This window comes from Sporosarcina obsidiansis, from assembly GCF_009651005.1.
GTDB classification, from domain to species: domain Bacteria; phylum Bacillota; class Bacilli; order Bacillales_A; family Planococcaceae; genus Sporosarcina; species Sporosarcina obsidiansis.
In genome coordinates this window covers 25293-38603 of sequence record NZ_WHVW01000002.1, presented here as the reverse complement: position 1 = coordinate 38603, position 13311 = coordinate 25293, and the positions used below count along the sequence as shown (strand labels likewise).

Here is a 13311-nt window from a genome sequence, read left to right as displayed (position 1 = left end):
ATTGAATTGAGTGAAGTATATGAAAATGCTAGATTATACGTTATGATAGAAGCGTATATAGACATGGGGAGGATGAGTAGATTGAAGGCATTCGTTCATGAAAATAGTGAATTAAAATTTACAGACATCGCAAAACCTGAAGTGGGTAAGGGAGAAGTTATTGTCGCATTGAAAACAGCTGGATTGAATCGGCGTGATACGAAAATCCCATTGCGACGCGGAGATGCGAAAGAACCTCTCATACTCGGTTCAGACGGCGCAGGGATAGTGGAATCAGTAGGTGAAGGTGTAACGGCCTGGCAAGTAGGAGATGAAGTACTCATTAATCCGTCTCTACGCTGGTATGAAAAAAGCAATGCGCCGTCAGCAAAATTTGACATTCTCGGCATGCCAGATCATGGAACTTTTGCTGAAAAGATTTGCATTTCCGCGGAACAATTGGAAAAGAAACCAGCTTATCTATCTTGGCAAGAATCTGCCACTGTTGCGCTCGCAGGTTTGACTGGCTACCGAGCACTAGTGACGAAAGGTCAAATTCAAGAAGGTCAGACTGTGTTCATCCCAGGTGCAGGAAGTGGAGTTGCGACATTTTTAATTCAGTTCGCGAAACAGATGGGTGCGCGTGTAATTGTGACGTCTAGAAGTGAGGAAAAGAGACGACAGGCAACTGAAATAGGGGCTGATCTAGCAATTGACACGAATAGTGATTGGCAAATTGAACTGAAAAATGAATGTGTTGATTTAGTTATAGAAAGTGTAGGAAGGTCTACGTTCAATCGTTCACTCAATGTTTTGAAACAAGGTGGTCGGATTGTCGTATTCGGTGCCACGACAGAAGATATCGTAGATCTTAATCTACGTGAATTCTTTTATGGTCAATATACGTTGCTCGGGACGACGATGGGTAGCCGCGAAGAATTACGTGACATGCTTTCATTTATTGAGACACATCAGATCCATCCGATTATCGATTCGGTTCTTCCATTGGAACACACAAGTGAGGCATTTGCTAAGCTAGATGAAAGTGTTCAATTCGGTAAAATTGTATTACAAATAACGTAATGAAACTACAGGTGAATAGAAAGGTAGTGGGGGCAGTGACAGAACAGGTAAAAACATTGACGGATTTAGAGATCGCTTCAAAGGCGACGATGCAGCCAATCGAAAAAATAGCAGAAAAAGCAGGAATACCTTTAGACGCCTTAGAGTTATACGGTAAGTTTAAAGCAAAACTCAATGTAGACCTCATACCTAAGCAGACCAATCAAGCAAAGGTGATACTTGTTACAGCGACTAGTCCCACGCCTGCTGGAGAAGGGAAGTCCACTGTAACAGTTGGGTTAGGAGACGCACTTTCGCGGTTAGGAAAGAAAACGATGGTGACCCTTCGAGAACCTTCCCTAGGACCTGTAATGGGTGTCAAAGGAGGAGCTACAGGTGGTGGATTCTCCCAAGTGCTACCAATGGAAGATATCAATCTTCATTTCACAGGAGACCTACATGCCATCACCACTGTGAATAATGCATTGAGTGCGATGATCGATAATCACCTACATCAAGGAAATCTGTTAAACATTGATCCTAGAAGAATCACATGGAAACGTGTGATGGATATGAATGATCGTGCGCTTCGTCATGTCACCATTGGATTAGGCGGGCCATCACAAGGTGTGCCTAGAGAAGACGGTTTCGATATTACGGTCGCATCGGAAATCATGGCGGTGTTCTGTTTGGCAACAAATTTGCAAGATCTAAAGGAGCGATTAGCAGAGATCGTCATTGGCTATACGTATGAAAAAGAAGCAATCACCGTACGAGATTTAGGAGTGGAAGGTGCATTGACGTTACTGTTGAAAGATGCATTTAAGCCAAACCTTGTCCAAACAATTGAAGGTACACCTGCGTTGATTCATGGTGGACCATTTGCGAATATTGCACACGGCTGTAATTCATTGATTGCTACAAATACTGCCCGTAATCTAGCAGACTTTGTCGTAACGGAAGCAGGCTTTGGGTCAGATCTGGGAGCAGAGAAGTTCATGGATATTAAAGCACGTAAAGGAAATTTTCAACCGGACGCGGTGGTTTTAGTTACGACAATTCGTGCGCTGAAAATGCATGGTGGTGTATCCAAACAAGAACTGAAAGCAGAAAATAGTGATGCGGTCGAGCGAGGCCTAGTAAACTTGGAGAAACACGTGGAGACGATTAGGGCATTTGGTGTTCAGCCAGTTGTCGCTTTGAATCATTTCGTAGCTGATACAGAAAGGGAACTTCATAAAGTGAAGCAATGGTGTGAAGCGAATCATGTGAAAATCGCGCTGACAGATGTTTGGCAACATGGTGGCGCGGGTGGTGAAGCGTTAGCGAAAGAAGTTCTCAAAGTCATGGACGAGCCAAATGACTATGCACCGATTTACGATGTGGAACAATCAGTAGAGGAGAAAGTGACAGCAATTGTTCAGAAAGTATATGGTGGATTAGGCGTCATTTTCACTGATCAAGCACAAAAGGACTTGGCTGAAATTCAAAAAAACGGATGGGACTTACTGCCTGTGTGTATGGCAAAGACTCAGTATTCATTTTCTGATGATCCCAAAAAACTGGGTCGCCCCACTGACTTCATGATTACCGTACGTAAAATTCTACCAAAACTTGGTGCTGGTTTTCTCGTATGTTTAACTGGTGATATCATGACAATGCCCGGTTTGCCTAAGCAGCCAGCTGCATTGAACATGGATATCGATGAAAATGGAAATGCAAAAGGTTTAATGTAAATACTGCAAAAAAGCAAAGAGTCGAAAAGACTCTTTGCTTTTTTTAGTTATAGAAATTATGACAAAAGTTAAACAAATAAATATTTTAGGTTCCAATGGACTATTAATATGTTATACTATTAGTATAATCATATGACTAATGAATTAGGGGAAGAGGCGAATGAAATGGATAAGAATTTTCGGTATAAGTTAACTGGCATCCTCATTTCATTTACACTGCTCCTTTCGCTCATCATCGTAGTAGCAGATTATCGGAAACTCAAAAACAATGTCCAGGCTAACTTAGAAACTCAAATTCAAATGGCGGAGGATAAAATTATTGCAAGTCTTTCAACTATCGATAAAGTTTATAATGTTCTCGATTTTGAGCGTGCGGCTACTATGGAAGAGTACTCAATCCGCTTGCTAAAGCAGTATGAGCAAAATCCGGATTTTTCTACATGGGATTTTGATGCATTGAAAAAAGATAGTGGAATGGATATTTATATTATTGATTCTGCTAATAATGTCATTGAGAGTAGTTATAAAGATGATATCGGTTTAAATTTTGATGAATGCTGTAAAAATTTTGGAGCTTTATTAAGAGAACGTCGAAAGCTGGGCGTTTTTTCTAATGATGCGCTAGATATTCAACAAAATACAGGTGAATTCAAAAAATTTAGCTATATGCCAACTCCAGATGGGAAATATTTGATAGAGTTAGCCTATTACTTGGAAGATGAAAAAGTATTCCAAGAATTTAATTTCATCGACACTACACATCAAATGGAACAAGAAAATGATCAAATTAAATCTATCAATGTATATACTTCTTTAGGATTACTATTAGGGGAAAGAAATTCTGGTAAGGAAGAGAAAATTCACCCTTCTCGTGCGGCTATATTTAAAAAGGCTTTTAAAGATTTTCAAATAAAAGAGATGACTGTCCAAGAAGAAGGACAGACGCTGACTTATCGATACATACCTTATAAGGCGGATGAAGTTCCTGGTCTTTCCACAAACCGTGTAGTGGAAATCGCGTATTACGATATTCCTTTCGCCAGTGTGCTTACGTCTTATCGCAATCAATTTATATTTCAGATAATGGCTATTTCAATTGTAACGATTGTTCTTTCTTTCGTGCTGGCGAGGATGATATCAAAGCCAGTGCATTTAGCTTTTCATGATGTGTTGACAGGTTTGAAGAACCGAGCCGCATTTGAAGATACCGCCGTAGAATGGCTACGACAAAAGAAAGATCCACTGCAGTTTATGATTATTGATTTGGATAACTTTAAGTCGGTTAATGATTCGCTAGGCCATGGGGAAGGAGATAAACTCCTAGTCAAAGCCGCAAAAATTATCGAAAGAGAAAGTGGGGAGGGTCATTTAGCTGCTAGAATTGGCGGCGATGAATTTGTTGTGTTATTTTCGCAGTTGACACAAGAGCAAGTGACCGAACGGGCTGATTGCATGCTGACTTCTATGCGCGAATCTTTTTCCTATTTGCAAAAAGAAAATATCCACCTATCTCTCAGTATTGGCATCGCCATGGCTGAATCCAAAGACACAATCCACACACTTTATAATAAAGCGGATATTGCATTATACCAATCCAAGAAAAAAGGGAAGGATCAGTATTCACTGTATAATGTGGTTGAATTATAAAAACGCGGTCATTTCTACATAGCTTGATGTAGAGATGACCGTTTTAATTTGGTTTTAATGGGGTTCGTTTTTCATGATCCATAGTTTAATGGTGTTGACCACGGATTCAACGACTCCGTCTTCAAATGGAGATTGCAAATGAGCCTCTTCCACTAGCTCTAAAAATGATATCGAACCACCTAATTTGCAGAGATGGACATAGTCTGTCCATGCCTCGTCAAAGTCTTCTAGAGATCGTTGCCAAAATTGGAATGCACAAATTTGTGCTAAGGCGTAGTCGATATAATAGAATGGCACCTCATAAATATGTCCTTGTCTTTGCCAAAAGCTCCCTTGTTCTAAATAGGGATGTCCATCATAATCTCGCGTTGGTAAGTAAATATTTTCTAGTTCTTTCCATACGACTTTTCGTTCGGTAGGTGTCAGATCTGGATTATCATAAATTCGATGCTGAAATTCATCTACCGCCACACCATAAGGTAAAAAGAGTATGCCCTCAAGTAAATGCGCGAAACGATACTGATCGGCATCTTTCAAAAAGAAACGATCCATCCAGGACCAAGTGAAAAATTCCATACTCATGGAATGAATTTCTACCGCTTCACTAGTCGGCCAAATATACTCAGGAATGCCGATGTTACGGCTAGAATACACTTGGAAGGCATGGCCTGCTTCATGAGTCAAGACATCAATATCTCCAGATGTCCCATTAAAGTTGGAAAAGATGAATGGGGAATCATAGTCATCAATGAAGGTACAATACCCACCAGCCTCTTTACCTTTTTTCGCCACGAGGTCCAACAAGTTCTTTCGCTTCATAAAATCAAAGAAGCGACCAGTTTCACGCGATAATTCTTCATACATTTTTTGGCCGTTTTCAATAATCCATTCTGGCGATCCTTTAGGCTGTGGGTTGCCATTAGGAAAGTGCAAGGACTGATCATAAAATTTCATCTCAAGTACACCGATTCGATGTGCTTGTGCTTTCAAAATTTCTGTCGCCAATGGAACGATGGATTCTCGAATCTGTCGTCTGAAATCTGCCACCATTCGCTCATCATAGCCCACACGATTCATCCGTACATAACCTAGTTCTGTGAAGTTCTTAAAGCCTAACGTGATCGCTATTTTGTGACGCACACCAACAAGCTGGTTAAAAATATCATCGAATTGTTTTTCGTTTGCAGCGAAGAAGTTGGAAGATGCATGCATAGCCTCTTTTCTTACAGAGCGGTCTAGCGATTCTCTGAAGGGGCCTAGTTGTGCGATTGTGTATATTTCCCCTTGAAATTCGATCTGAGCTGATGCGACAAGCTTAGCATACTCGGATATGAGTTTGTTCTCCTGTTGTAATAAAGGTAACACTTCATCTGAAAAAGAACGGATTGCATTATCAGCAAGTGCGAAAAGCTGGCTTCCCCATTTGATTTCCAGTTCGTGACGGAATGGGGTCGCAATCAAGGCCTTATAATAATCGCTCTGTAATGCTTGGAATTGAGGTCCGATTTCATCAAAATAATCGCGCTCTTGCTGATAAAAATTGTCATTCGTATCGATGGAAGAACGGATATACATAAGATTCTCTTGTGTATTATAGTTCCTAGTAAGCGTATTGATTTGTTCAATGATTCCCGATTGATCTTCAAATGAAGTGGCTTGTTGAAAGGTTTCGAGAAGTGAATGAAATTTACTTGTTAGTTCATCCATATTCGGGCGAGTATACTGATAATCATCAAAAGTAAGCATGTAACTCCTCCTCGTTCATAAAAATGTTATCTATCGCTTCATTTTCCAGCAACTATTCATGAATAGCAAACTTTTTATCAGAAATCACGTCCATAAATTGCCCCGCACCTATCAAATGATGTAGGATAGAAGGAGTGAAAACTTTACTGAGCGGGAAGAAGGAGAAATTGAATGAATATTGTAGATGGCAAGGTAGAAGAATTGGTGGATCCGACAGGTATTATAGAAGGACAGAGATATGAGTTCCTTTTGACGATCAAGTTGGACGAAGAAGATGAATTATATAATGAGAATGGAACAGGACTGCGTATACTTTACTCTGTGAAAGATGGTCAGAAAAAAATGCTTACGTATCAATTTTATGAAATGGCTACGGATAGCCCGTTTGATGTAGAATGGGACGAAGAGGAGCAAGCGGCAGCCGAACAATTTTGCCTATCACACTTTCCTGAAATGTGAATACTAAATAGATGTATTTTATTGAGAAATAGTAGATAATATTATAGGTATATATAGGGTGTAGCCCATTAACTTTGCAATACAGTACGAATTATAGGAGTGTTTTACATGAATCAAGAAATAGTGGATATAACGATTATCGGCGGCGGACCGACTGGATTATTTTCATCTTTCTATGCAGGTATGCGAGAAATGTCCGTCAAAATCATCGATAGCTTGCCGCAACTTGGTGGCCAATTAATCGAGCTATATCCTGATAAGTACATTTATGATGTAGGTGGCTTTCCTAAAATTTTGGCGAAGGATTTAGTAGCGAATCTAGTCACGCAAGCACATTATGCAAATCCTGAAATTTGTTTAGGCGAAGCGGCTTTGTCTGTAGAAAAGAAGGATGATCATTTCGTCTTGACTACGGATAAAGGGCAACATTTGACACGTACCATTTTGTTGACCGCTGGGATTGGAGCATTCCAACCGCGTAAAATCGGTTTGAAAGAAGAGCCCCTTTTTGAAGGCAAGACGTTGCATTATGGTATTAAGGATCTTTCTATGTTTAAGGATCAGAATATCCTCGTTTGCGGAGGAGGAGACTCGGCATTAGATTGGGCATTAATGTTAGAAAATATAGCGAACCAAGTGACACTCGTGCATCGTAGAGAGCGTTTCACTGCGCATGAAACGAGCGTCAACCAGTTGCGCAACTCAACAGTCAATGTTTTGACATCTCATACAGTAAGTGAAATTCATGGGGATGGAGATACGATTGAAAAGCTGACATTAACGGAGAAAGACGGAAGCACGAAAGTATTTGAAGTGGATCACATCGTGGTCAATTACGGTAACATTTCTTCTCTCGGACCTTTGAAAGAGTGGGGCTTAGATATGGAACGTAACTCTATCAAAGTCAACTCCCGAATGGAAACCAATATTGAAGGTATCTATGCAGCAGGTGACATTACGACTTACGACGGAAAAGTAAAACTGATCGCTGTCGGTATGGGGGAAGCTCCAATTGCAATAAGCCATGCCAAAGCTTTCATTGATCCTAAAGCAAAAGTTCAGCCGTTGCATAGTACGAGCGTGTTTGGTTGAGAATGCAACATAAGTAGAAATAACCTCTTCCCGAGTTAGTCGGGGAGAGGTATTTTATTTTTTACAATTACATATTTAAGGTGAAGTGGTAAGGGATTCGTATATTCGTTATTATGATAATATTTCACTACTAAAAAATTCTTAGTTTTAAAAGATTATGGAATTCTTATACAGTACACCTTTCTAAGAAAAATGAATATGCTAGTATAATCAAAAAAACAGCCAACTCCCATACAGGAAGCTAGCTGCATAATGATCGTTTTATTAGTCAAGAAACAGTCTCACTAGCACGGAACGCATCAATTTTTGCTAAGCGCTCATTAAACTCGTCAACGCTAAGATCGTGTTCTACAAAATATCGATTACGTGGATGTGTCCGGCATTCATCCGAACAGCTACGCATATAAAAATGCTCGTTTTCTTCAGAACATAAAATTTTGGCATTACATTCAGGGTTTGCACAATTCACATAGCGCTCGCAAGGCGTGCCGTCAAAATGATCGCGACCAACTACTACATGCTCCACTTGATTAATCGGAACTGCAATACGCTCATCAAATACATAGCACTGACCATCCCATAACTGACCTTTTGCGACAGGGTCCTTACCGTAAGAAACGATGCCGCCATGTAAATGCGCTACATCCTCAAATCCTTCACGTTTCAACCAGCCAGTGAACTTCTCGCATCGGATCCCACCTGTACAATAAGCAAGAATCTTTTTACCTTCAAGCTGTTCTTTGTTTTCCATTACCCACTGGGGCAGATCTCGGAAGTTTTCGATATCAGGGCGAAGTGCGCCGCGGAAATGTCCCAAATCATACTCATAATCGTTACGAGCATCTAGCACGACCGTATTATCTTCTTGCATTTGCTGTAAAAACTGTTCAGGTTCCAAATATTCACCTGTTAATTCTAACGGGTTAACATCTTCAGGTAAGCTGAGATTGACAATTTCCGGACGATGGCGGACGTGCATTTTCTTAAAAGCATGACCGTCTGTTTCATCAATTTTGAACCAAATATCAGCAAATCGAGGGTCGGCTTTCATATGCTCCATGTATGCATCGGTTTGTGCGATTGTACCTGAACACGTTCCGTTGATGCCTTCCTCACCTACCAGGATACGTCCTTTTAATCCCGTTTCTTTACAAAATGCTAAATGTGCAGCAGCGAATTCTTCAGGATCTTCGATGTGGACATATTTGTAAAATAATAAAACTCGATATTCTTTCGTTTCCATTGTAATTACCGCCTTCTGTTTTCTCTTTGCAATAGATAACAGCCGAGATCGGTGTGTATCAAAGGGAATAACTCCCTTAAACCAGAATTTGCAAGATTCGGGCCTCAAATATTATATCATATATCTGATTTCAGGAAAAGTGTTAACGTAATAACCTGTAATGATTCTCTAGGAAAAAGTATTAAGAAATTCTAGTAATTTCTTGTTTAGTTATGTTTTTATTGTATACTAATAACTAGACATATCTTTATAGTTTTCGCTATAAATCTACTATAAGTGACTGATTCAGCAAAATGAACGTCTAAAAAAAGAAAAATGATCTGTAATCAATTTTGGGAAATTAGAAATACAGAACAAAGGAGTCTTTCTATGAAATTCAAAAAAAGAAAACGTCGCTCGTTATGGATCGATATTGCGTTTTCAAGTGCTATCATGGCAATGACAGCTATTGCACTATTACTAATTTTTAATACGTCTGACAGTTCAACAAGTGCATCTCCGAATAAATCGGCAAAAGCACCCAAACCGGAAGTCTCGATTAACTCAACTGACTCCACGTTTCCCGGGATTAAAATTGTCACTGAAACATCAAATGATCTAAATACACCATTTGCCATACAGTATCCTCAAAGTGAGTATACTGATTTCAATAATCGAATAGTAGAGTACATAAGTCAATGGAAAGCACGCTATTTAAAAACAAATTCCAGTAAAAATAGTACAACATCAAAGGAATTAAATATTTCATTTGAAACACTGCAACATAAGTCGGGAATTTATTCATTTGTCATGTTCACGACATTATCAATGAGTGCAAATGATAGCCAATCGGAAATACGTACGTTTCATATCCAGCCAGAAACAGGAAAAGGTATTACGATGGCTGAACTAGTTGGTAGAGATGTAGAAAAGTTAAAACGCACGGCTAAAGTAGTACGTGATCACATTTATCAGAACCCTGAATTCAAAGACATACTTTTAGCGGAGAATGTTTGGAAGCCTACTGAACCATTATGGAGAAATTATCGCAACTTCGCTTTAACCGATAAATCGATTATCTTTTATTATGATGCGGGTGTATTTACGAAGAAACAAGCAGGCCCTGCTGTCGTAGAAGTACCATTAGAAAAGTTAAATCCGTTTTTGGCGAAAGAATTTCAAGTGAAAGTTACACAAAAACCTGCAGGTAAAAAAGTAGCCCTTACGTTCGATGATGGACCTGATCCAAAGTCAACTGTTAGAATCCTGAAAACCTTAAAGAAATATGACGCAAAAGCTACGTTTTTCATGCTTGGAAGCCGCGTGGAATATTACCCAGAAATAGCGCAGCAAGTGGCGGAAGCTGGTCACGAACTAGGAAACCATTCTTGGAATCACCCTTCGTTGACGAAGTTGCCGGACAAAAAGCTGTATGATGAAGTGCAGGGTACGACGGACATCGTTAAACAGGTAACTGGACAGCCCGCCACTGTTTTCAGACCGCCGTATGGTGCAGTCAATGACCGCGTGCGAGCTATTACAAATTTGCCAGTGGTCATGTGGGATGTAGACACGTTAGACTGGAAACATCATAATCCGCAGAAGCTTTTAGCTAAAGTGAAAGCTCATACACGAAATGGTAGTATCATTTTGATGCATGATATTCATAAATCGACGGCAGATGGATTAGATGCCGTACTTGCATATTTACAATCGCAAGGCTACTCATTTGTAACGGTTTCTGAACTAGAAAATTACTAATTTAAAGTTGTTTCATTGTTTTTTCTCAAACAATGAAACAACTTTTGTTTTGCAATAGTCCTATTCAACAGGAGAAGGACATACAGTAAGTATCTCAATGAAAACTGTAATTAATGAATCAGTGACGTTATGTAATTAACAGTAGCCAGCGTGATATACTGTATGGAATGAAATTCATTGGAGGAACAGTGAACATGGAGTGGAGAAATTTATATCGTGGATTTTTAATGGGAATCAGTGATCTGATCCCTGGTGTGAGTGGCGGAACAATTGCTTTTATATTAGGTATATATGATAGACTACTCATCTCGATTAGCGGATTTTTCAGTAAAGAGTGGAAAAAACATATTGGGTTTTTGTTGCCACTTGGCATTGGTATGGGAGCGACCATCATTTTATTCAGTAAAGTGATCTCTTATTTACTGAAACACTATCATGAACCTACACAATATTTCTTTTTAGGTTTAATTATTGGTGTCATTCCATTTGTGTCCAAGCAAGCAGGATTGAGAAAGAATTTTAAGTTTCATCATTTTATATTGATGTTGATCGTTGCGACAGCACTCGCTTCGACTGCTTTCATTAAGCCGGCAGATCCGGTAGTTATCACACATCTGACAGGGAAGACGGCTATCATGTTATTCTTCTCTGGATGGGCAGGTAGTATGGCGATGCTGTTACCTGGGGTAAGTGGTTCATTTGTATTATTGTTGCTTGGTGTTTACACAACGGTTATTACAGCTCTTTCAGACTTCAATTTACCAATTATTTTTGTAACCGGCATTGGAATTGCCGTTGGATTTGTGGTGAGCAGTAAGTTGATCCGCATTTTATTGACGCATTTTCATACCGGCATGTTTGCGGTAATTATTGGTCTCATTATCGGTTCGATATTTGTGATATTCCCTGGAATTCCTGAGAGTGGAACGCCATTTGTCATGAGTGTGGTTGCCATTATTACTGGTTTAATCATCGCCAATATTCTGAATGGCGTAGGAGAGAAATAAATAAAATAGAAACAACAAAAAACGCTTGGAGATTTTCTCCGAGCGTTTTTTTGTGTAGTATTTTTCTTATTCTGAGACGATCATAGTCGTATTTTCAAGATCAACATCAGCCATTGGTATGTCAAGTGCTTTTGCTACACCTTCACCGTATTGTGGGTCAGCTAAATAACAGTGGCGAATATGTTTGATTTTGATTGCAACAGGGGCATCTCCCATATTACGGGCTGTGTTTTCAAATAATCGTTGTTGTTCTTCACTGCTTAATAGATTGAACAATTTACCTGGTTGTGTGAAGTAATCATCGTCATCTTCACGGAAATTCCAATGATCGGCGTCCCCATGAATTTTGAGTGGCGGTTCTTTAAAATCAGGCTGTTCTTGCCACTCGCCATAGCTATTCGGTTCGTAATGCATAGTCGCACCATGATTACCGTCTACGCGCATTGCCCCATCACGATGGAAACTATGGAACGGACATTTTGGTGCGTTGACTGGAATTTGGTGATGGTTAACGCCTAAGCGATAGCGCTGTGCATCACCGTATGAGAATAAACGACCTTGTAACATTTTGTCTGGTGAAAAACCGATACCAGGAACGATGGCAGCAGGTGTGAATGCTGCTTGTTCCACTTCCGCGAAATAGTTTTGTGGGTTGCGATTCAGTTCGAATTCTCCAACCTCAATTAAAGGGAAGTCTTTTTTATACCAAACTTTTGTTAGATCAAATGGATTGTATGGCATTTCCATCGCTTGTTCTTCTGTCATCACTTGAATAAACATCGTCCATTTCGGGAAGTTGCCATTGTCAATATTGGACAGCAAATCACGCTGAGAACTCTCCCGGTCCGTCGCAATTGTAGCTGCGGATTCTTCATCAGTTAAATTCTCTATTCCTTGTTGGGAACGGAAGTGGAACTTGACCCAGTGACGTTCATTTTCTGCGTTTATCATACTAAATGTATGGCTGCCAAATCCGTGCATTTCACGGTATGATCTAGGAATTCCACGGTCACTCATCAATATAGTGATCTGATGAAGTGCTTCAGGAAGAGAAGTCCAGAAATCCCAGTTATTCTTTGGACTTCTTAAGTTTGTCCTTGGGTCTCGCTTGACGGCGTGATTCAAGTCTGGAAATTGCAATGGATCACGGAAGAAGAACACGGGCGTATTATTGCCGACTAAGTCCCAGTTTCCTTCTTCAGTATAGAATTTCAATGCGAACCCTCTGATATCACGTTCAGCGTCTGCTGCGCCTCTTTCACCAGCGACTGTAGAAAAGCGAGCGAACATGTCCGTTTTTTTACCGATCTCTGAAAATAGCTTGGCCTTCGTATATTTTGTAATATCATGCGTAACAGTAAATGTCCCATATGCGCCAGATCCTTTTGCGTGCATTCGGCGCTCAGGAATAACTTCGCGGTCAAAATGTGCTAATTTCTCTAATAACCACACGTCTTGAAGTAAAAGTGGACCTCTTGGACCTGCTGACATAGAGTTCTGATTATCAACTACAGGAGCCCCGGCAGCAGTAGTAAGTTTTCTTTTTTGAGAATCGTTCTCATTAATTGACATAAAAATTCCTCCTCGATAGTGTAGATGT

At 39.9% G+C, this 13311-nt stretch carries 10 protein-coding genes; 7 read left to right on the top strand and 3 right to left on the bottom strand.

The features are described 5' to 3' along the window. The first annotated feature begins 81 nt into the window (after positions 1 to 81). The 3 genes from GD002_RS01795 (at position 82) to GD002_RS01785 (ending at position 4424) form a co-directional block, all read left to right on the top strand. Entirely contained in the window at positions 82 to 1062 is a 981-nt protein-coding gene (locus tag GD002_RS01795) for a zinc-binding dehydrogenase (RefSeq protein ID WP_153730623.1), read from the top strand. Next, a complete protein-coding gene (locus GD002_RS01790; RefSeq protein WP_153730622.1) occupies positions 1062 to 2777 on the top strand; it encodes a formate--tetrahydrofolate ligase in 1716 nt (571 codons plus the stop codon). Before GD002_RS01795 ends, GD002_RS01790 begins: the two co-directional genes overlap by 1 nt. 165 nt (positions 2778 to 2942) lie before the next feature. Then, positions 2943 to 4424 carry a GGDEF domain-containing protein gene (locus GD002_RS01785; protein ID WP_194841434.1) on the top strand — a complete coding sequence of 494 codons (1482 nt, stop codon included), beginning with the start codon at positions 2943 to 2945 and terminating at the stop codon, positions 4422 to 4424. 54 nt (positions 4425 to 4478) lie between these two features. On the opposite strand, the gene GD002_RS01780 is transcribed toward GD002_RS01785, so the two are convergent. Further along, positions 4479 to 6170, bottom strand: coding sequence for a M3 family oligoendopeptidase (locus tag GD002_RS01780; protein WP_153730620.1), 1692 nt, complete (start codon positions 6168 to 6170; stop codon positions 4479 to 4481). Between the two features lie 171 nt (positions 6171 to 6341). On the opposite strand from GD002_RS01780, the gene GD002_RS01775 reads away from it, so the two are divergent. Both GD002_RS01775 and GD002_RS01770 read left to right on the top strand, forming a co-directional pair. Continuing rightward, on the top strand, positions 6342 to 6629 hold the full coding sequence (locus GD002_RS01775; protein WP_153730619.1) for a DUF6509 family protein: 288 nt from the start codon (positions 6342 to 6344) through the stop codon (positions 6627 to 6629). Between the two features lie 108 nt (positions 6630 to 6737). Beyond that, complete coding sequence (locus GD002_RS01770) at positions 6738 to 7721, top strand: NAD(P)/FAD-dependent oxidoreductase (RefSeq protein WP_153730618.1); 984 nt, start codon at positions 6738 to 6740, stop codon at positions 7719 to 7721. Positions 7722 to 7989: 268 nt separating this feature from the next. Here the strand turns inward: GD002_RS01770 and trhO are convergent, their stop codons facing one another. Beyond that, a complete protein-coding gene (trhO, locus tag GD002_RS01765) occupies positions 7990 to 8964 on the bottom strand; it encodes an oxygen-dependent tRNA uridine(34) hydroxylase TrhO (RefSeq protein WP_153730617.1) in 975 nt (324 codons plus the stop codon). Between the two features lie 369 nt (positions 8965 to 9333). Between trhO and GD002_RS17865 the strand changes: the two genes are divergently transcribed. Further along, positions 9334 to 10704: a polysaccharide deacetylase family protein gene (locus GD002_RS17865; protein WP_228548254.1), complete on the top strand. Its 1371-nt coding sequence runs from the start codon at positions 9334 to 9336 to the stop codon at positions 10702 to 10704. A 194-nt stretch (positions 10705 to 10898) separates the two neighbouring features. Next, the gene (locus tag GD002_RS01755; protein WP_228548253.1) at positions 10899 to 11711 is read left to right on the top strand and encodes a DUF368 domain-containing protein; all 813 of its coding nucleotides are present in this window, start codon (positions 10899 to 10901) and stop codon (positions 11709 to 11711) included. 66 nt (positions 11712 to 11777) lie between these two features. Here GD002_RS01755 and GD002_RS01750 read toward each other — a convergent pair whose 3' ends face one another. After that, on the bottom strand, positions 11778 to 13283 hold the full coding sequence (locus GD002_RS01750; protein ID WP_194841433.1) for a catalase: 1506 nt from the start codon (positions 13281 to 13283) through the stop codon (positions 11778 to 11780). Between the last annotated feature and the right edge of the window lie 28 nt (positions 13284 to 13311).

Bases quoted from the DNA above. Each gene is read 5' to 3' on its own strand.
- trhO (WP_153730617.1), bottom strand. From the start codon at position 8,964: ATGGAAACGAAAGAATATCGAGTTTTATTATTTTACAAATATGTCCAC.
- GD002_RS01790 (WP_153730622.1), top strand. From the start codon at position 1,062: ATGAAACTACAGGTGAATAGAAAGGTAGTGGGGGCAGTGACAGAACAG.
- GD002_RS01750 (WP_194841433.1), bottom strand. From the start codon at position 13,283: ATGTCAATTAATGAGAACGATTCTCAAAAAAGAAAACTTACTACTGCT.
- GD002_RS01775 (WP_153730619.1), top strand. From the start codon at position 6,342: ATGAATATTGTAGATGGCAAGGTAGAAGAATTGGTGGATCCGACAGGT.
- GD002_RS17865 (WP_228548254.1), top strand. From the start codon at position 9,334: ATGAAATTCAAAAAAAGAAAACGTCGCTCGTTATGGATCGATATTGCG.
- GD002_RS01785 (WP_194841434.1), top strand. From the start codon at position 2,943: ATGGATAAGAATTTTCGGTATAAGTTAACTGGCATCCTCATTTCATTT.
- GD002_RS01755 (WP_228548253.1), top strand. From the start codon at position 10,899: ATGGAGTGGAGAAATTTATATCGTGGATTTTTAATGGGAATCAGTGAT.
- GD002_RS01770 (WP_153730618.1), top strand. From the start codon at position 6,738: ATGAATCAAGAAATAGTGGATATAACGATTATCGGCGGCGGACCGACT.
- GD002_RS01780 (WP_153730620.1), bottom strand. From the start codon at position 6,170: ATGCTTACTTTTGATGATTATCAGTATACTCGCCCGAATATGGATGAA.